Source organism: Chryseobacterium sp. CFS15, assembly GCF_031118795.1.
Classification (GTDB): domain Bacteria; phylum Bacteroidota; class Bacteroidia; order Flavobacteriales; family Weeksellaceae; genus Chryseobacterium; species Chryseobacterium indoltheticum.
Map to the genome: position 1 here is coordinate 301,146 of NZ_JAVHYL010000005.1, position 19,752 is coordinate 320,897.

General features: G+C 34.2%; 15 protein-coding genes. 12 read left to right on the plus strand and 3 right to left on the minus strand.

Annotated elements, in window-relative coordinates; translation table 11 throughout:
* Both rodA and OH814_RS10615 read left to right on the plus strand, forming a co-directional pair.
* The gene (gene rodA / locus OH814_RS10610; protein WP_076561269.1) at nt 1-1,248 is read left to right on the plus strand and encodes a rod shape-determining protein RodA; all 1,248 of its coding nucleotides are present in this window, start codon (nt 1-3) and stop codon (nt 1,246-1,248) included.
* A gap of 132 nt (nt 1,249-1,380) precedes the next feature.
* Entirely contained in the window at nt 1,381-1,962 is a 582-nt protein-coding gene (locus OH814_RS10615; protein ID WP_308828127.1) for a pentapeptide repeat-containing protein, read from the plus strand.
* A gap of 268 nt (nt 1,963-2,230) precedes the next feature.
* Here the strand turns inward: OH814_RS10615 and OH814_RS10620 are convergent, their stop codons facing one another.
* Both OH814_RS10620 and OH814_RS10625 read right to left on the minus strand, forming a co-directional pair.
* Complete coding sequence (locus tag OH814_RS10620; protein WP_076561271.1) at nt 2,231-2,920, minus strand: C40 family peptidase; 690 nt, start codon at nt 2,918-2,920, stop codon at nt 2,231-2,233.
* Between the two features lie 340 nt (nt 2,921-3,260).
* On the minus strand, nt 3,261-5,456 hold the full coding sequence (locus tag OH814_RS10625) for a glutamine synthetase III (protein WP_076561272.1): 2,196 nt from the start codon (nt 5,454-5,456) through the stop codon (nt 3,261-3,263).
* 216 nt (nt 5,457-5,672) lie between these two features.
* Here OH814_RS10625 and OH814_RS10630 point away from each other — a divergent pair, with 216 nt between their 5' ends.
* The 4 genes from OH814_RS10630 to OH814_RS10645 all read left to right on the plus strand — a co-directional run bounded on the left by OH814_RS10630 (nt 5,673) and on the right by OH814_RS10645 (nt 12,955).
* Nucleotides 5,673-8,168, plus strand: a complete 2,496-nt coding sequence (locus tag OH814_RS10630; protein WP_308828128.1) for a hypothetical protein — start codon at nt 5,673-5,675, stop codon at nt 8,166-8,168.
* Between the two features lie 177 nt (nt 8,169-8,345).
* Entirely contained in the window at nt 8,346-10,037 is a 1,692-nt protein-coding gene (locus tag OH814_RS10635; protein WP_308828129.1) for a DUF6909 family protein, read from the plus strand.
* A gap of 301 nt (nt 10,038-10,338) precedes the next feature.
* A complete protein-coding gene (locus tag OH814_RS10640; protein WP_123886371.1) occupies nt 10,339-10,815 on the plus strand; it encodes a DUF1572 family protein in 477 nt (158 codons plus the stop codon).
* Nucleotides 10,816-11,113: 298 nt separating this feature from the next.
* Entirely contained in the window at nt 11,114-12,955 is a 1,842-nt protein-coding gene (locus OH814_RS10645) for a M1 family metallopeptidase (RefSeq protein WP_308828130.1), read from the plus strand.
* Between the two features lie 445 nt (nt 12,956-13,400).
* Here OH814_RS10645 and OH814_RS10650 read toward each other — a convergent pair whose 3' ends face one another.
* Entirely contained in the window at nt 13,401-13,787 is a 387-nt protein-coding gene (locus OH814_RS10650; protein ID WP_115620620.1) for an HU family DNA-binding protein, read from the minus strand.
* 247 nt (nt 13,788-14,034) lie between these two features.
* Between OH814_RS10650 and OH814_RS10655 the strand changes: the two genes are divergently transcribed.
* The 6 genes from OH814_RS10655 (at nt 14,035) to OH814_RS10680 (ending at nt 19,749) form a co-directional block, all read left to right on the plus strand.
* Nucleotides 14,035-15,498, plus strand: a complete 1,464-nt coding sequence (locus tag OH814_RS10655) for a DUF5687 family protein (RefSeq protein WP_308828131.1) — start codon at nt 14,035-14,037, stop codon at nt 15,496-15,498.
* Nucleotides 15,499-15,597: 99 nt separating this feature from the next.
* Nucleotides 15,598-16,341, plus strand: coding sequence for an ABC transporter ATP-binding protein (locus OH814_RS10660; protein WP_308828167.1), 744 nt, complete (start codon nt 15,598-15,600; stop codon nt 16,339-16,341).
* Nucleotides 16,342-16,465: 124 nt separating this feature from the next.
* Entirely contained in the window at nt 16,466-17,026 is a 561-nt protein-coding gene (locus tag OH814_RS10665; protein WP_308828132.1) for an RNA polymerase sigma factor, read from the plus strand.
* Nucleotides 17,013-17,624 (plus strand): hypothetical protein, encoded by a 612-nt coding sequence (locus OH814_RS10670; RefSeq protein ID WP_308828133.1) that lies wholly within the window; start codon nt 17,013-17,015, stop codon nt 17,622-17,624. Before OH814_RS10665 ends, OH814_RS10670 begins: the two co-directional genes overlap by 14 nt.
* Before the next feature lie 31 nt (nt 17,625-17,655).
* Complete coding sequence (locus OH814_RS10675) at nt 17,656-18,693, plus strand: outer membrane beta-barrel protein (protein ID WP_308828134.1); 1,038 nt, start codon at nt 17,656-17,658, stop codon at nt 18,691-18,693.
* 27 nt (nt 18,694-18,720) lie between these two features.
* On the plus strand, nt 18,721-19,749 hold the full coding sequence (locus tag OH814_RS10680) for a S41 family peptidase (RefSeq protein ID WP_308828135.1): 1,029 nt from the start codon (nt 18,721-18,723) through the stop codon (nt 19,747-19,749).
* Nucleotides 19,750-19,752 lie beyond the last annotated feature (3 nt).

Genomic DNA, 19,752 nt, shown 5'->3' on the forward strand with positions numbered 1-19,752 from the left:
ATGAAATGGACAGAAGGAATAGATAAATTAGGTTTGGGGCTGTATTTTCTGCTTTGCTTATTTGCAATAGCCAATATTTACAGTGTAGATGAAGGTTTAGGTAAAAAACAGTTGATCTTTTTTGGAATTTCAATTTTTGTAGGCTTAATTATTTTCTTCAGCCGAAGTAAGTTTTTCGAAAATATGTCGGGGATTATTTACATTGGTGGAGTTTTAATGCTTGCCGGCCTTCATGTTTTCGGAACAGAAATTCTCGGACAGAAAAACTGGTATAAATTCGGAAGTTTTACCATGCAGCCTGTGGAATTTTCTAAAATTGGAACGGCTTTAATGCTTGCAAATTATGTCTCCGGAGCAGATTTCGATCTTAAAAATACAAAATCATTAATAACAGCTTTGGCAATAATTGGTATTCCAGCCGTTGTTGTATTATCAATTCCTGATGTAGGATCGTTACTCGTATTTACTGCGTTTTTTATTGCATTGTACCGTGAAGGTCTTTCCGGAAAATTATTTTTAATCGGAGGGCTTTTTGGAGCGGTATTTCTTATCGCCAACTATCTTAATGATCCTCTGCAATGGAGTTTGTGGTATTTCACAGTATTTATTATTGTAATTGGCGGATTGTGGTTTGCCTTTAATGCAGCTTTTCTTCGCAAAAATATATATACTCTTTTACCAGGAGTAGGCGTAATTCTTTTACTGGCTGCATTGTCATTTATTTCGCCGGTCATTTTCGAGAAACTGCCAAAACACCAACAGGAGCGTGTCGAGGTTTTATATAAGGGTGAAAGAGAATTTCGTGATACTTCAGGATATAATTTGCTGTATTCAAAGACAGCGATTGGTTCCGGAGGAATGTTTGGTAAAGGATTTCGTGAAGGTTCCGTAACTCAGGGAAAATTCGTTCCTGAGCAGGAAACCGATTATATTTTCTGTACCGTTGGAGAAGAATGGGGGTTTGTAGGAAGTGCAGTTTTAGTTTTCGCATACATGATCTTTATCGGAAGGATTTATTATCTCTCAGAAAAGCAAAAATCTGTGTTTAACAGGGTTTTTGGATATTGCTTTGCTTCCATCCTGTTGATGCACTTTTCTATTAATTTAGGCATGGTTATGGGGCTGTTTCCGACCGTTGGTATTCCGTTACCGTACTTCAGTTACGGAGGAAGTTCACTGCTTGCCTTTTCTATGATGACCTTTATTTTCTTTAAACTCAATTACGCAGACAAAAACAGTTTGGTGTAAAGCTGGAAGTCAGATGCGGGATGATGGAAGTTTACACTTATTCTTCAAAAATGATATTACATCTGCTCAATCTGTAAAATCAGTGAAATAAAATTTCTATAAATTTTTCCATTAAATAAATCATAAAAATTTATGAGAGAAGCTTACGTTATTGATGACAATTTCTATAATATAAATTTTACAGAACAACCTTTAGAAGTTGGAGAATATGAAAACTGTACGTTCCGGAACTGCAATTTTGAATATGCCGATTTTTCTAACTTTAAATTTACCAACTGTGAATTCGTTGACTGTAATGTAAGCATGACGAAATTAGTCGGAACCGCTTTTCGGGATGTTGTTTTTAAAGACTGTAAAATGTTTGGGATGCATTTCGATGACTGTAACGAGTTTGGAATGTTTTTCAAATTTGATGGATGTGCTTTAAATAATTCTGTTTTCTATAAAACTTCCATCAAAAGAACATTGTTTAAAAATTGTAAACTGATTGAAGTCGATTTTGCTGAATGTGATTTATCTAATTCTGTATTCTCCAACTGCGATTTTAGCGGAGCAACATTCGAAAGAACCAATATGGAAAAGGCAGATTTAAGAACATCTTTCAATTACACCATCAATCCCGAATCTAATAAGCTTAAAAAGACAAAATTCTCACTTTCAGAAGTTCACGGACTACTTCGTCGATTTGATATAGAAATCGATAAAAATAGCTAATTTAAATTTTATTAAACGGAAGTTCATCTACTATACGAATCAATAGGAATGTGCTTCAGCCCGTTTAAAAAGTGACAGTGAACAAAATTGCTTTAGCCGAAACTTATAAACTTGTTGTAGATTTTGGCTAAGTCAAATTTTTTAGGTAAATGCTTAATCAGGTTAAAGTCCGATTCTATTGATAGGAGTATTCCAGCCCTATTTTTAAAACAAAAAATTAAAGCCATCAAATTTTGATGGCTTCATTTATATAATCAATTATTTAAGACTAAAAATTAGTAGATGCTAAGTTGTTGTAGTTATCTCCGTTCTCATTGATTACTCTTTTTGCAAACCTGTATTTTGGTCCCCAATAAGAATCATTCAGTGATGAGATCATTACCCCTTTTGAAGTTGCTGCGTGAATAAATTTTACTTCTCCTTCTTCAGTTACACTTTCTACAATTCCTACATGAGAAATTCTTTTTCCGTGAGAGAAGAAAATTAAATCTCCTTTTTGAAGGTTTTCTTTATCAATAGCTTCTCCTTCCTGAGACTGAGATGCTGCTACTCTTGGTAAAGTAAGACCTGCTGCAGCGCCGAAAACTGATAATACAAATGCTGAACAGTCGATTCCGTTTCTTGTCATTCCTCCGTATCTGTAAGGAGTTCCAAGATAAGTTTGAGCTTCTGTTAAGATATTATCAATCGTCTTATTATGTTTGATCGCTTTTGCGATTTCAGAATTTTTTAAAGAATTTCTAGCGTTTGAGATTGCCACTGCTTTTTCAGAGATAAAAGAGTTGATTAACAACTTTTTATCATTCTCCATCTTAGTATCTATTGCAGCTAGTTTGGCATCTGTTTTGTATTCTTTAGCATAAGTTGCCGGTTTTGAAACTACGTAATTAGTAACGCATGATTGTAGTGATATTGTAGAAACGAAAGCAACTAAATAAAACAAAACTCTTTTCTTCATATATTTTTAATTATCCGTGTTAAAAAGGTATATTTATTTCTCTAAAGCATTACAAAAGTAGATATTCCAGCCAAGACAGCCTCGATATGATTATTGTCAGGTTCTTGATTTAACACAATTTAACATATTGATTAAGTATGTTAAAGAAAAACAAACCGCCACGCGCCTATTTTGGTGATTGAGCGGTTTTTTTTATTAAGATTTTTTAACAAAATATATGCAGTTTCCTCTATTCATCGGATTTTCCTATTTCTTAGTTTCTCAAAAGCTGTATTAAAAAAACATAAAAAAAGTTCTCCGGAAAACCGGAGAACCTCACTAATATGGAACTTTACAGATGTTATCTTGTGAATAACATTTCTCTATATTTCGTCATTGGCCAAAGCTCATCATCTACCATCATTTCAAGATCATCAGAAGCGTCTCTGATAATGTCAAATAAAGGTTTTACTTTGTTGCAGTAGTCTTCTGCCTGCGTCTGACTTTCTGTAACAGCTTTTGCTGCTTCTCTCGCTGCGATCAAATCTTCAACGCCTAGTTTAATTTTAGAAACGTTTTGTGAAATGTTGGTAATTAAGCTCATTTGCTCTTTCGCCAAAGTTTTGAATTCTTTGTCTTCAAAAATTTCTTTAAGACCTTTTACGTTCTCAATCAATCTGTTCTGATAATTTAAAGCAGAAGGGATAATGTGGTTTCTTGCGATATCACTCAAAACTCTTGCTTCAATATCAATTACGGTAGAATATTTTTCTAATTTGATTTCGTTTCTTGCCTCTACTTCTCTGTGATTGAAGATCCCTAATTCTTCATAAAGATCAACAAATTTCTGATTCATTTCCTGCTTCAATGCTTCAGGAGTTGTTTTCCAGTTGTTTAATCCTCTTTTTTCAGCTTCTACAGCCCAGTCATCAGAATATCCGTCACCTTCAAACATGATGTTTTTACACTGCTTGATGTATTCTCTCAAAACATTGAAGATGGCTTCATCTTTTTTCAATCCTGTTTCAATTAAAGCATCAACTTCTTTTTTGAAGTCGTTTAATTGTTTTGCAGCAATTGTGTTCATTACCGTCATAGATTCTGCGCAGTTTGCAGAAGAACCTACCGCTCTGATTTCAAATTTATTTCCTGTAAATGCAAATGGAGAAGTTCTGTTTCTGTCAGTATTATCCAACAAAATTTCAGGGATTTTCCCAACAACATTCAGTTTTAAATCTGTTTTTTCGTCTGGAGAAAGTTTTCCTTCAGTTACTTTTTCAAGCTCTTCCAAAACTCTGAACAATTGACTTCCGATAAATACAGAAATAATTGCCGGTGGCGCTTCATTTGCACCTAATCTGTGGTCGTTGCTTGCAGAAGCGATGCTTGCTCTCAAAAGATCTGCATATTCGTGTACTGCTTTAATAGCGTTTACGAAGAATGTTAAGAACTGTAAGTTTTTCTTTGGATTTTTTCCTGGGCTTAAAAGGTTTTCACCTGTATCAGTTGCTAAAGACCAGTTGTTGTGCTTTCCACTTCCGTTTACTCCTGCGAAAGGTTTTTCGTGGAATAAAATATGGAAATGATGTCTGTGAGCAATTCTTGCCATAACGTCCATCAACAGAGAGTTGTGGTCAACAGCAACGTTTACTTCTTCAAACATTGGAGCTAGCTCAAATTGGTTTGGTGCAACCTCGTTGTGTCTTGTAGTAACCGGAATTCCCAATTTCATACATTCGATTTCCAACTCTTTCATGAAGTTCATTACTCTTGTCGGAATAGAACCGAAATAATGGTCATCTAATTGTTGTCCTTTTGCAGGAGAATGTCCTAACAAAGTTTTACCTGTTAAAACTAAATCCGGACGAGATTGATACAATGCTGAATCAACCAGAAAATATTCTTGCTCCCAACCTAAAGTAGGAGTTACTTTTGTTACATTTTTGTCAAAATACTGCATTACGTTTGTTGCGGCCTCGTCTACAGCGTTCAAAGCTCTTAATAAAGGTGCTTTGTAATCTAAAGTTTCTCCAGTGTAAGAAATAAAGATAGAAGGAATACATAAAGTAGTTCCCATAATAAATGCTGGAGAAGTAGGGTCCCAAGCTGTGTAACCTCTAGCTTCGAAAGTGTTTCTGATACCACCATTCGGGAAAGAAGACGCATCCGGTTCTTGCTGAATCAATAAGTTTCCGCTGAATCTTTCAATAGCTCTTCCACCTTCGATTGGAGTGAAGAAAGAATCGTGTTTTTCTGCAGTAGTTCCTGTTAATGGCTGAAACCAGTGTGTGTAGTGAGTAACACCTTTGCTCATTGCCCAGTCTTTCATCGCTACAGCTACCTGGTCTGCGATGTGTCTCTGGATTTTAGTTCCTTTTTTCATCGCATCCAAAATAGATTGGAATGCCTCTTTTGTCAAATATTCTCTCATCGTTTCTTCTGAGAAAACATTCTGGCAGAATAATTCTGACAATTTTACAGGAACTTCGATAGAGTTATCTTTTCTAAAGTCCTTAAATGGTAAAGTTTCTAACGCTTTGAATCTTAAAGTTGACATATTGGGTTTGATTTTACAGCGCAAATTTACAAAAAATATGGTTTAAAAATAAAATACCCCCTATTTTTTTTATGAATTTTTATTTTATTTAATGTTTTAAATCTAAATTACCCTTCAAATTTCATGGTGTCTTTTGTATTTTGATTAAACTAATTGTTATTGAAAAGAAATGTAAAAGAAGGGTAGAATTTCTTAATTTTGAGTAAATCAACTCAAATGATAAAAAAGACATCACTTATTATTTCTTTACTATTCTTAAAAATGTTTTTCTGCCAAAATACAGATCCTGTTTATTATGATCAGGACTGGAAGGTGACTTCAAAGGCGAAAGCATCTTATTACAGAGTAATGCCTATGAAAGAAGTTGGCGAATTGGTCTTACTTCAGGATTTTTATATCAATGGAACTCCGCAGTTTGAAGGGTATGCTTTTAAAAAAGATGAAGATTCATACGTAGGCGATATTATCTGGTATGATGAATATGGAAATGATAATAATTTCAGGCAATACAGAAATGACACAAAGAACCTTACCTTATTATATTATCATCCAAATGGTAAGATTAGAAAAAAAGTTCAGTATAAAAATGGTGTGAAAGATGGCGAAGCTATAATTTATGCTACCGATGGAGCAATTTTAATGAAGGGAACTTATACAAAAGGAAAACCGACAAGCGGAAGTTTTGAAAAAGTAAAAAATAGTGACGATTACGATTATAATTCAAAATCTGATGATGATAATGATAAGCCGAAGGTTCTTACAGAAGCTGTAGTTCTTCCGCCATCGCCGGCTTTAGCACAGACAGTTGAAGTTTCTCCGCAAATAGTAGAAGTTGTGGCGCCGGCAGAGATTCCAATTGAAGAGATTTCTTCAAATAAATCGAAAAATCGAAAAACCGTTTCTCAAAAAATATTTTGGAAAGATTCAAAACAACTTGCTCAGGAAATAGTATATGAAATCAGTTCATACAGCTTTAAGCCGATTGTACAGAAAAATTACGACAGATCAGGGAAATTAATTCAATCCTTACAAGAAAATCATTTTGAAAAATATGGAAATGGGATTGCAAATGGGACTGAATATGCTTATTATCTTCAAAATAATTTTGCAACTGGTGTAAAATCTGCTGCAAAAATCATTGATGGAGAAAAATCAGGTAAGGAAACTCTATATTTTCCGAAGGGTGAAACTTTTTATGAAACCAATTATCGTAGCGGTCTAAAGGATGGTGAAGAAATAGAGTATTCTGAAAAAGGAACGGTGAAAAACAAAAGAGTATATAAAGAAGGTAAGCCTTTTAATGGAAATTTTGATGAGCGTGTCGGAGATATTTATGTCAATGTAAATTACACAAATGGTACTAAAGAAGGAGAAGTGGTTGCAAAAAATGAAGATCAGCAAATTATAGCCAAAGGAATTTATAAAAACGGAAAACCTTATAACGGAACTTTTGTTATTGAAACCGGCGATAACATGGCAGAATTAATTTCTGTAGAAAATTTTAAGAAAAAGGGATTGCAGAAAGTTTTCAGTTACAGACTAGAAAATTTACAAAAAACCTACACTATTCAAAATGAAAAGCTAAATGGAGTAACTACTTTTTATAATGATGGCAAAATTACAGGAACGTTAGAATATAAAAATGACGAGCCTTACAATGGAACTTTAGTTGATAATGACAAAAATTCAGTCTACAAAAACGGAAAACTTATCGAAGAAATATTTTTTGAAGATCATTATAATAAGGACAATATTAAAAAGCAAAAATTCTACGAAAACGGAATTTTGGTGAAGGTTAAAGATTATTCGTTTACAATTTCAGAAAAACCGCAGGAATTTTACGAAGGTATTTTTACAAATGGTAAACCTTTTTCAGGATATTTTGAAACCGATTATAGTCGGGAGTTTAAGCAGGTTGATTATTTTGAAAATGGAATTTCCAAATTTCAATATTCGAATGATTATCTGAAAAATATGGATAATTACAGACATCAATATTATGATGTCAAATCAACGTATAAAGACGGAAAAATATTTGACGGTGCAGAATATATCCTGAATGAAAAGCAGTTTACAATCAAATACTGGAAAAACGGAGTCTTAAAAAGTTTTGATTGGGATCTGTTTGCGATGCATTATTTTAACAGACTTCATTTTGAACTGAAGAGTAATGCTATTGAAGTCAGCGATATGCAGGCAAACAGAAAGGCGGAGATTAAAATAGGACAATCCCAAAACACTTTTAATAAACAACTTTCAATCGACGGAAAAGTCATTGATGACACAAGAAAAGATTATTTAGAATCAAAATATAAAGAAGGCATTATTGCTTATCATGAAAAAGAAGGGAAAATTATTTCGACGGCTATAAACCCAATGGACGAATCGATGGAGCCTACCGAAGGAACGGAATTGTTTTATAAAGTTTATATGATGGTGAAAGAAAGCGCAAGTCTTCAGGAGAATTTCAATAGTTTGGCAGAAAAAATATCAGGTAACAAATTTATCGAAGAAACAGACGAAAACAACATCATTACTGGAATTCAATTAGATGCTGAAGGAAAACCAAAAGACGGAATTTTAATTACTCCTACACAAAACAATACCTATACTTTGCAATTGTATATGAATAGAAAGCTGATGAAAACGGTAGAAAATGTTAGTTATAATAAGGTAAAAGAAGAAGCAAGGAAGCTGGAAAGAATATATTAAGTATTATTTCTAATATGAAGAAAACTTATTCTAGTTTTCTTTCACAACAGAGCCATAAATATTAATTTTAAATCGTTTAAAAATTTAGTTTAAATGATAATCCTTTGATTTAAAGCGGTTTAAATTATTAAATATATTTTGCGTAACTTAGCAGACTTTTTATAAAAATTTTAATATATGACAAATTCTAGAGCAAGAGAAACTACCGAGGCAATTGAAAGACTATACATATCTATGAGACACCTGTTTTATAGAGGGTTTTTTAAGCCGAGCGGGGTTTCTGGAGAAAGCATTAGAAGTTTGTTGAAGACGATCAATCCGGAAATTTACGGTACCATGAGCATTCCAAGCAAATTGGAATTGGATGGTTTGATGTATGTTTTAGACAGACTTCCAGAAGGTATTGAAGAATGCGCTTTCATTCATCTTACATCAGATGAAGGTTTTGACAAAGGAAGTTTCGAGCCGATCGTTCCTAAAAAGAGAAGAAGAAACTGTTACCGAATCGACGAACATCAGATGAACATCGAAGTTCTTTTGGGTCGTTCAGAAATCTATGATATTCTTACGCATTTAACGTTCTTATTTATAGAAGCAGATAAAATTCGTAACCTCGCATTTATTCAGGATGAAAACTGGAAGCCGACAAGAGCTTTCAAGATCATCGAAGAAGTGGTAAAAGGTGAGAAAAAATTCAGCAGAAGAGAAAAAGAAGTGGCTTTGATTCATCTTTCTTCTTTAATAGGAAGAACTTTCGATGAAACTTTAAACGCTTACAATACTTTCGGCGACGATGAAAATCCGGATAGATTATTCAAAATCATTTACCATTTAGGAAAAGTGAGTTTGGAAGATGCTAAACAGAGCCGCGAAAGAGAAATTTATTTCAGTGCAATCCTTAAAGAAAGAGTAGGGCACCACTATTTTGGAGAGAAATGGGCTCACAAAGTGAAAGAATTTTTGTTTGAAAACGATCTTCATATGCGTCCGTTACACATTATTTCGGCCAACATGCACTCCGTAAAAAATATGCTGTACGGAAATGATGCTTTAAAGAAAAAAGATTCCAAAGAAGTAGATTACAAACTATACGGAGATATTTCAGATAAAAAAGATCTTCGTGATAAAGTTTCAAAATACGCTTTGGATGAAGGCTTAATCTACATCAACGATAAGAGCGGAAGTAACATCGACGTTCAGATTATCGATTTAAGCAAAACCAATCTTAAAAATACACCTTTCGGACATTTGAAATACGATGGAGACGATGTGATCATGGTTTTCGATTATGCATTTGGTGAACAGGCTTTTGAGGTGATGGATGAATTGCTGAGACCTTTCGAACAAAAAGGCGAAGTCTATATGATGAAGGTGAAATCAGTTTCTATTATGGGGAAAGCCGGAATTCTTGAAGGTGGAAAAGGAGACATTATGATCCCGACCGCTCATATTTTTGAAGGAACGGCAGACAATTATCCTTTCGAAAATGCTTTGAAATTGGAAGATTTTGAAGATGATGAATTAAATGCTTTTGAAGGACCGATGATTACCGTTTTGGGAACATCTCTTCAAAACAGAGATATTCTTCAGTATTTTATGAATACTTCCTGGAAAGCGATTGGTCTTGAGATGGAAGGTGCACATTACCAGAAAGCAATTCAGGTGGCGTCAAAAATCAGACATCACATAGCACCGGATCTTTTTGTGAGTTACGCTTATTATGCTTCAGATAATCCTTTGGAAACTGGAGCTACGCTTTCTTCGGGAGGATTGGGATTGACTGGAGTAAAACCAACGTATCTGATTACCTTAAGAATCCTTGAAAAGATCTTACAAAGCGGAAAGAAAGAAATTTCACCTAAAAAATAATTTATTTTAAATTATAGATCAACCTCAAGTGTTTTTGCATTTGAGGTTTTGTTTTTTCCCATACGTATAATGCCAATTACTTGTGTGTAATATCTCTCCAAAATTCATAAAAATTAATTTTCCATCTTAAAAGAGTGTAGTCTTAACGAATGTTGAGAAATTTTCCACCCTTTAGGGCTGGGGAAAGAAAATTTCTTTTTAAAAGTATTAAAGAATCTCTAACAATTTATGCACACTCATCTGTGAAATCTGCGGGGAGCTCAAAAAAATATTATCTTTAAATTTATTAAAACTAAAACAAATGAGTACAGCCTTACAATTAGCAAAAAGATTCAGAGAAGTAATGCTTGATGGTTTGTGGATTGCCAATACCAATTTTAAAGCTAAACTTTCGGATGTTACTTGGGAACAGGCAACAACGAAGATTGGTAATATAAATACCATTGCCATGCTCACTTTTCATGTTGATTACTACATCGCAGGAATTCTTAATGTTTTTGAAGGTGGCGACTTGGAAATCAAAGATAAATTTAGTTTCGATCTTCCTCCGATTGAATCTCAGAAACAATGGGCTGAACTTCTCAATAAATTATGGACTGATTCTGAAAAGTTAGTAACAATGTTAGAACAGATGCCTGATGATAAATTGAATGAAGTTTTTGTTGATGAAAAATATGGCACCTATCTAAGAAATATTGATGGCATGATTGAGCATGCTTATTATCATTTGGGACAGATTACTTTGATTAAAAAGATGATCTTATTTAAAAACAAATAAATTACGATTGTTTGTTGTCATTTCTGGTTTAAAGAAATCCTAAGAATTTTACAGATTCTTATGTGCAACCATTAGTGAAGATTCGTGTAATTCGTGGCTAATACTTTAAGTGTATCTCTCGCATATTAAGCAAATCTTACAAAGAAGTTTTCTAAGAATCTTCATTATCAGCAAAATATACAACAGAAAATTTTAACATTATCCTTATTAAATAATCAAAGCACACAATAGACCTTAAATAATCACATTTGAGCTTCTTTTAAAAATTACTTACCTTTAAAAAAATAAAATTATATCAATGAGAAAATCGTTTATAATCCTTTTTGCATTTGTTATTTCGCAGTTTCAGGCACAGCAAAATGCCTATTATCAGCAGGCTGCACAATATAAAATGGATATCGACGTCAATGCAGAAGAATTTACTTATAAGGGAAATCAGACTTTAAATTATTCTAACAATTCGCCAGACGAGCTCAATGTTGTTTATTTCCATTTGTATTGGAACGCTTTTAAACCAAACTCAATGATGGATCAAAGAGTGGCAAATCAGGGAAAAAATGGGGATTCAAGATTACAGAAAGAAGGAGTTTCCAGATTGGCTTCAATTCCTAAAAACGAAGAAGGTGCTCAAAATATCCATTGGATCAAACAAAACGGCAAAGAGCTGAAGTTTGAAATTCAGGAAACGGTAATGAAAGTATATTTGGATAAACCGATTAAGGCACATTCAAAAACTACCTTTACAATGGAGTGGGATGCTGTAATTCCGCAACAAATCCGAAGAAGCGGAAGAAACAACCGTGAAGGTGTCGATATGACGATGACGCAATGGTATCCTAAAATTGCAGAATACGATTATGATGGATGGGCAACTTTTGATTATATAGGAAGAGAATTTCATGCACCGTTCGCAGATTTTGATGTCACGATTAAAATAAATAAAGATTATGTTGTGGGAGCTGGAGGAACACTTTTAAATCCAAAAGAAGTAAGAGGCTATGATGCTTCAGCGCAGATTAAAGCTGATCACAATAAAGCAACCTGGAAATGGACTGCCAAAAATATGCTCGATTTTGCCTGGGCTGCAGACAGAGATTATTCTGTAGAAAGTTTCGATGTTCCGCAAGGTCCGAAAGTATATTTTGTGTATCAGAAAAACGATAAAACAAAGGCTTGGGGTGAAGCAAAACCTTATGTCACCAGATATTTCCAGATTATGAATTCTAAATTCGGGAAATATGCTTATCCGTCTTACGCCTTCATTCAAGGGGGTGATGGCGGAATGGAATATGGAATGTGTACAATGATTTTAGGGGAAGCCAAAAATATTGAAGATTTGATGGGATTGATGGCTCACGAAGGTTCTCACTCGTGGTATCAGCAAATGCTGGCAACTAACGAACCTGTGAGACCGTGGATGGATGAAGGGTTTACAAGTTATGCCGAAAGTTACGTAATGCATCAGTTATTTCCGCCGAAAGATAACCGACCGAATGCTTTCGTTGAAAAGATTGATGCTTACAGAAAGTTTCTAAAAAAAGGTATTGAAGAGCCTGCAGTTTGGTTGGGTGATCACCACGACAATGGAACAGCATATTCTTATGCCAGTTATGTGAAGGGTGAATTGTATTTGGTACAATTAGGATATATTGTTGGAGAAGAAAATTTATCTAAAATCATGACTGAATATTTCAAAGAATGGAGCTTGAAACATCCTACCGACAGAGATTTCCTTCATATTGCACAAAAAGTTTCGGGGATGGATCTGAAATGGTTTCATCATTATTGGATCAACACCACAAAAACCATTGATTACGGAATTAAGGACGTACAATATGGTGCTCAATCTACAACGGTAACTTTAGTTAACAACAGTCAGATTCCTATGCCGATTGATTTTAGCGTCATTACTTCCGATAATAAAATAGTAAATTATCAGATTCCGTTAAACATGACGCATACCTGGAAAACCAAAGATGCATTCGGAGAATTTACCACTTTAAAGTACTGGCCTTGGACGCAGAAAGAATATACTTTCACTGTTCCATACAACAAATCTCAGTTGAGAGTTTTAGGAATAGATTTCAGTCACAGATTAGCAGATGTAAATCCTGAAGATAATTTTGTTGAAGTGAAGTAATTAATAATGGTATTGTAGCCACCGTCACTTCGAGTAGATTTTTGGAAAAAATCATATCGAGAAGTTATAATATAAATGCCCGAAGAAATTCTTCGGGCATTTTGTTTATATTTTATTTAGCTGCTCTATTTCTTTTTTCAGCCGTTGGTTTTCTTCTTTAAGGAATGTGATTTGATCTAAAAGACTTTCTGTAAGCTTATCAGAACTGTTGTAATTATTAGTTTGATTTTGAATCAAATTATTACTTCAATTTTCTTCAATGTATCTTTTTGTTTGCCGGGTAACCTTCTTCTGGCTTTACAATATCATCCAGTTCTATAATGCTTATTCCAAAATCCTTTCGACGATTATACAAAAAGCTCCCGTCGATTTACACAAATCCACGGGAGCTTTTAGAAAAAGCAGGCTTGCTTTTCAGAAATGCACGCCTGCTTTTTAAAATTGCTTACTTAGCTTTTTCAAACTTGACAACAGCAAGCATTTCTTTAAGATCAATTCCGGGACGGAAAGCGATTTTTGCGCTTTTAATCATAGAAGAATTAAACTTGTCGGCGGTCTCCGCTCCTTCGCTGCTCAACGTTAAGCTGAAAGATCCGAAATCTCCGAATCTTACAATTCTTCCTTCAGAAAGATGCTTAGCAAGTGCTTTCGTCAAATCATTCAATACGGCTAAAACATCGGTGTCGCTTACTGTAGTAGAGCCGCCTGCAATTTCTTTACTGAGGCTACGGAAAGTAACTTCACCTGTAGATTTTGCATTGGCGTAGAATTTCTTTGGAGCTGTTTGATCAGAAGGGTTTCCCTTCTCACTTAGTGAATACTGTACTGGCATATCATTGTGTTTTTAATTGTTAATGGTATCAAATATACTATTTATAATAACATAGTGTGGGTTATTTGTATTAATTATGGTGTAGTACTGCGAAAAATACATTTGTAAGTGCCCAAATGTTGTTTAGAATAAAAATGAAAACCTTTTAATGAATCTTAATTATTTGAAATTGCGACTATCCCCATATTTAGTGACAAATTATGTAACAATTTTAAACTTTTCTTTACTAATATTTAAAAAGTAAATTATGTTTAAAAGATTTTTGAAGCTGGAATGGAAAAGTTTTTTTAGAGGATCTTCGGTCGGTTTGAATTTGCTTATGAAGATATTCCGAATGATCGGGATCTTCTACTTTATTTTCTGTTTTGCAGGAATGGCTTTCCTGGCTTATTTCTATGTAGAAAAAGAAATGGGAGAAAACCCGCTGAAGATGGTTTCCCGATTTCTGATCGTAGCCTGGGTGGTAGATCTTATCTTTAAATATATAGTTCAGCAGCTTCCTACCCAGAATATAAAACCTTTTTTGACGTTGAATATTCCTAAAAAAGTAGTGGTTAATTATACTTTGATCAAAACTTTTTTAAGTCCGTTCAGCTGGATGAATTCCTTTTTCTTTATTACTTTTTGCGGAATTATGCTCTTCAACGGATACGGTGTCTTAAACACGATTTCCTGGTTTGTCGGCGTTTCGCTTCTGTTTTATCTCAATAATTTTCTGAACTTCCTTTTTAACGATAAAGAGAAAATTGCGATCGGCGTCGGAGTAATTATCGCGGTAGTGTCGTTATTGACGTATTATGATGTAATCCCGACATTGTCTTATTCGGAAACGTTTTTCTATACTATTTTTGAAAAGCCTTATTTTGTGCTCATTCCGATTGCATTGTTCGCAGGATTGTGGAAAATAACATTCAACTATATCCGCAAAGGTTTTTATCTTGATGAAGGACTCGAAGCCAAAAAGGTTGTTGGTAAAACCGAAAATATAGATTTTCTGAATAGATACGGCGCAATAGGAACTTTTATCAACAATGATATTAGAATGCTGAAGAGAAACAAGGTGACGAAAGGCATTTTGCTCGGTAGTTTTATGTTTGTGTTTTACGGATTATTAATGTTTACTAATAAATATTATCAAACGCCTACAGCATTAATGTTTATGGGGCTTTTTGTGACCGGAGGCTTTCAGTTTACTTTTGGGCAGCGTGTTCCGTCTTTCGACAGTGCGTATTATCCGTTGATGATGACACTCAATGTTCCGTACAAAGAGTACATCAAGGCAAAATGGTGGCTGCTGAATATTGTCACTGTATTTTGTATTGTGCTGGCGCTTTTCTACGCATATTTCGGATGGGATGTGTATTTCGCCTTTTTTGCGGCGGGGCTTTACAATATCGGTGTCAATTCACAATTTACTCTTTGGTCGGGAGCTTACAATAAAACCCAGGTTGATCTTAATTTAAAAGAGAAAAGAGTAGGGCAGAAAAACAGTTTCAGCTTTAAAGCCCTGATTCTTATGATACCTAAAATGATCTTACCAATGGCAGTTTACGGCGCAATGAATTACTTTTTTGGCATTCAGGCAGCGGTAATAAGTATCGCAGCATTGGGGCTTTTGGGTTTCGTTTTACGCGAAAAAATATTCGATATTATTATTAAAAAATACAAATCTGAAAAGTACAGCACCTTAGAAGCATTTAAAAAAGATTAACAGCTAAAGAGCCAAGGTTAAAGTTAAAAGTAAAAGTGAATTGGTATGTCAAAATATAAACATCCATCACCTAAAATCAAACATCCAATATTCAACAACATGATTACAATACAGAATTTAAAAAAGACATACGGAAATGCAACCGTTCTTAATATAGAAAATCTTGAAATTCAAAAAGGGGAAACTTTCGGCTTGGTCGGAAACAACGGAGCGGGAAAAACTACACTTTTCAGTCTTGTTCTTGACCTTATTCAGCCGACAACAGGCTTTGTAAGTGTTGATGATATCAAAGTAAACGAATCTGAAGCTTGGAAAAATAAAGTTTCAGCGTTTATTGATGAAACCTTTTTGATCGGTTATCTTACTCCTGAAGAATATTTCTATTTCATCGGCGAATTGAGAGGGCAGAATAAAGCTTCGGTAGACGAATTTTTAAAGCAGTTTCATGATCTTTTTAATGGTGAAATCGTAAATTCAGGAAAATACGTTCGCGATCTTTCAAAAGGAAATCAGAAAAAAGTGGGAATTGTAGGTGCTTTAATTGGTAAGCCGGAAATTATTATTCTTGATGAGCCTTTTGCGAATCTTGATCCTTCTACACAAATCAAGCTTAAAAATATGATTCGTGATTTTGCAAATGAAAATGGAGTTACTTTTTTAATTTCCAGTCACGATCTATCGCATACTACAGAAGTTTGTAATAGAATTGTGGTGGTCAATAAAGGAGAAGTTGTGCGTGATATTCAGACGACTCCTGAAACCTTACAGGATCTTGAAAAATATTTTGCTGATCAGGTAAGTTTAGGCAAACAGGAAATATCTACAGAAAAAACATCTCTTTAAATATAAATTCTTAAAAAAATATATTATTCATTTTCAGTTGGTTATGTTGTTTTAATTGAAAAAATAAAATTTTCTGTAACCATTTTAAACTTTTGCTGTCTTTACTATAGAAACAGAATAAACCATGAAGCTTTTGTTTAATAATAAAAAAGAGGATTTGCTAAGCCGCCTTAAAAGGCAGGAACCGGCTGCGCAGAAAATCTTTTACGACCAGAGTGTAAAAAAATTCCTGAGTGTAGCCAAAAGCTACGTCAGCGATTTGTATCAGGCGGAAGATTGCGTGATCAAAGCATTTTGCAAGATTTTTAAACATATAGAAAGCTTTCGTGGTGAAGGAAACTTTGAAGGTTGGGCGAGAAAAATTGTAGTCAACGAATGTCTTAATTTTATCAAAAGCCGCAAGACGGTTTTTTATCTCGACGACGTTCATGCTTCTGTTTTGGAAGATTTACATGAAGAGGCAATCGATTTTGATTTTAATGCTCAGGAGCTTTTAGATCAGCTTCCGGATGCGTACAGAATGGTTTTTAACCTTTATGTGATTGAAGAATATTCGCATCAGGAAATTGCAGATACGCTAAATATTTCTTTGGCAGTAAGTAAAACACAACTCTTCAGAGCAAAAGAAAAATTGAGAAAGGTTTACTTTCAACAACAAAAAAAACTGAAAAATGAACACGTTTAAAAATAATTTGGAATATCAGATCAAAAAGCAGATCGACGAGCGGGAAGTGACTCCTTCAAGAGATTTGTGGTCAGAAATTCAAACGCAAACCGAAAATACTAGTTCAAAAAAATCTAGCCTGAACTGGGTGTTGCTTGCCGCATGTTTTGTTTTGGTATTTGGCTTGGGTGCGGTTTTGTTTTTTAATAACGAATCCGAACCCAAAATACAGGTTGCCGAAACGGTGAAAACACCTTCTTTGAAAGAAGAAAATGTAACAGCACAGCCTGAAAAAATAAATTCGCAGGAAATGATCACAAAAGAGGATCACGGAAAATTGTCTCAGATAAAAAATATTCCTTCGGAAGAAAAAGTCGAAAAAGCAGTTCCTGTCAACAGTAATCTGCCTTTACTTAAAGAAAATCCTTCAGCTATCGCTTCACACATTACGCTGAATTCGCCAACAAAAATTATGGCGAAAGCTGACTCTGTAAAGACTCAGAAAAAGAAAAGATATGTAGATCCTTCAACACTGCTTTTCTCAGTAGAGCATAAAGATGTTATCGAAAAATCTAAGGACGGAAGCAATGTTGCGACCATCGACCTCAATACAAAATAATTCAATTTAAACTAAAAAAAAATATAATATCATGATTAAGAAATTTATCATTACAGGAATGTTGTGCCTTGTTGCGACCTCAATAAATGCACAAAGAAAATCGTTAAGTTTAAACCTTCAATCAAAAGAAGATACTACGGTTAGCCCGATTGTAAAGGAGAAGGTGGAAGAATATGCTACACGAATCAATGCCATTATTCAGGAAGAAAAGAAACTGATGGAATCTGAATTGTTGGTTCTTCAGGCTAAAAATTTAGATAAAGCCGATTTCGATAAGCAAAAAGCTCAGATTGCAGATAGCTATTCACAAAAGATTGACGAGAGAATTGAAACGTTGGGTTTTGATTTGGATCAGGTCATTCAGAAACAGGTAAGATACTCACTTTTGAATTCTGACGTGACTTCAAACGAAGAGTTAAAAGAAAAATTACTGAAAAAGTTTCGACCTAAAAAAAGCTTTGACGGATATGTTTCTTATGGAATCATGACGTTGACGAATGATAAAGTAGATAATGATTTAGATAAAAACCTAGGTTACGCCAACAATCTTGAATTTGGTTTTAAATTCAATTATCAGTTTGGCAGAACCAGTCCGTGGGGGTTGATTTCCGGATTAGGCTTTTCCTGGAGAACCGTACGTACAGATAATAATATGGTTTTTACAAAACAAAACGGAGAAGTTTCACTATCAAAATTTGAAGGAAGTCTTGATAAGGCTAAACTAAGAACAGGTTATATTATGGTTCCGCTTGGTTTTCAATATAATTTCTCTAAACTGAAAAATGCAGGAATGGATGTTCAGTACAGACCCTATTCAGATGGTTTCAGAGTGGGAGCGAATATGTATGGCGGAATTAAAATGTCAACCAATAATATTGTGAAAGGAGACGATAAAAATATCAGAGACCGATCAAATTATCAGGTAAATCCTTTTGTTTATGGTGCTCAGTTTACAGTATCTTATGATAATATAAGTCTTTTTGTGAAAAAAGATTTCAGCAACTTCTTCAAAGATTCTTATTTTCAAAACGACAAAGCTTTGGTTTTTGGAGTAGCTTTGGGATGGTAATTTATATGAATGGATCGATCAACAATAATGACTAAGCTTTTAGGACTCATCTGCGTTTTCTGTCTCACGATCAATATCAATGCGCAAAGAATAAAGACGTCACAGGACAGTACAAAAGTTTTCTATGATAAAGTGTTTAAATCGTTAGAAGTAGCGTATTTACACAAAAAAGATTTTGACTGGAAGAAATTAAAGGCTGAAACATTTAAAAATCTTGAAACGGCAAAAGACTTTAAAGGTTCTTTGAAAGAAGTGAAGGTTTTGCTTGATAAAATTGAGGCAGATCATTCTAAGGTAATGTATCAGGGGAAAAATTATGGTCCTGCAGTCGATATTCAATGGGAGGATTTCAGTGATGCGTGGATGAGAAAATTTAAAGCTAAACCGGGGTTCGAAGCAAAAGTTTTAGATGAAAAGTATGGTTACATCTTAATGCCAAATATTTCGTTTGATGATTTTAGTTCTGAAAATATTCATAAAATTGCTCAGCCTTTATATGACAAAATAGCTGAATTAAAAAGCGATAATAAATTGGAAGGTTGGATTGTAGATCTTCGCTTTAATATAGGTGGAAATTCGGCGCCAATGTTATTAGCTTTATATGATTTGTTAGGAGATAATGTTGTTTGGGGAACTCTTGACGGCGATAAAAAACTGATTAATTCTACAAAATTAAATAAAGGAGTTTACGATCAGGGAGATAAGAAACCTTCTTATATAAAGCCAAGCGGAGAATTGATAAATAAATCTAAAGTTGCAGTAATCATTGGTGGATTAACGGCAAGTTCAGGCGAAGTGACGGCTTTAGCTTTTAAAGGAAGACCCAATACCATTTTTATAGGAGAAAAAACTTTAGGGAAAACAACTTCCAATATGGTGGTAACTCTGCCTTTTGATGCAAGAATGCCTTTAAGCATTGGATATGATTGCGATAGAAATGGGAATTATTACAAGCAGATTATACCAGATATTGTTGTTTCAAAGCAGGATAATTTTGATGATTTGTTACAGGATAAAAATATTCAGGAGGCAATACTATTCTTCAACAAAAAATAATTA

What these genes read in the sequence shown, in the direction of transcription:
- OH814_RS10625 (WP_076561272.1), bottom strand. Translation starts at nt 5,456, where the DNA reads ATGTCAACTTTAAGATTCAAAGCGTTAGAAACTTTACCATTTAAGGAC.
- OH814_RS10680 (WP_308828135.1), top strand. Translation starts at nt 18,721, where the DNA reads ATGACTAAGCTTTTAGGACTCATCTGCGTTTTCTGTCTCACGATCAAT.
- OH814_RS10635 (WP_308828129.1), top strand. Translation starts at nt 8,346, where the DNA reads ATGACAAATTCTAGAGCAAGAGAAACTACCGAGGCAATTGAAAGACTA.
- OH814_RS10630 (WP_308828128.1), top strand. Translation starts at nt 5,673, where the DNA reads ATGATAAAAAAGACATCACTTATTATTTCTTTACTATTCTTAAAAATG.
- OH814_RS10675 (WP_308828134.1), top strand. Translation starts at nt 17,656, where the DNA reads ATGATTAAGAAATTTATCATTACAGGAATGTTGTGCCTTGTTGCGACC.
- OH814_RS10660 (WP_308828167.1), top strand. Translation starts at nt 15,598, where the DNA reads ATGATTACAATACAGAATTTAAAAAAGACATACGGAAATGCAACCGTT.
- OH814_RS10620 (WP_076561271.1), bottom strand. Translation starts at nt 2,920, where the DNA reads ATGAAGAAAAGAGTTTTGTTTTATTTAGTTGCTTTCGTTTCTACAATA.
- OH814_RS10615 (WP_308828127.1), top strand. Translation starts at nt 1,381, where the DNA reads ATGAGAGAAGCTTACGTTATTGATGACAATTTCTATAATATAAATTTT.
- OH814_RS10645 (WP_308828130.1), top strand. Translation starts at nt 11,114, where the DNA reads ATGAGAAAATCGTTTATAATCCTTTTTGCATTTGTTATTTCGCAGTTT.
- OH814_RS10655 (WP_308828131.1), top strand. Translation starts at nt 14,035, where the DNA reads ATGTTTAAAAGATTTTTGAAGCTGGAATGGAAAAGTTTTTTTAGAGGA.
- OH814_RS10650 (WP_115620620.1), bottom strand. Translation starts at nt 13,787, where the DNA reads ATGCCAGTACAGTATTCACTAAGTGAGAAGGGAAACCCTTCTGATCAA.
- rodA (WP_076561269.1), top strand. Translation starts at nt 1, where the DNA reads ATGAAATGGACAGAAGGAATAGATAAATTAGGTTTGGGGCTGTATTTT.
- OH814_RS10670 (WP_308828133.1), top strand. Translation starts at nt 17,013, where the DNA reads ATGAACACGTTTAAAAATAATTTGGAATATCAGATCAAAAAGCAGATC.
- OH814_RS10665 (WP_308828132.1), top strand. Translation starts at nt 16,466, where the DNA reads ATGAAGCTTTTGTTTAATAATAAAAAAGAGGATTTGCTAAGCCGCCTT.
- OH814_RS10640 (WP_123886371.1), top strand. Translation starts at nt 10,339, where the DNA reads ATGAGTACAGCCTTACAATTAGCAAAAAGATTCAGAGAAGTAATGCTT.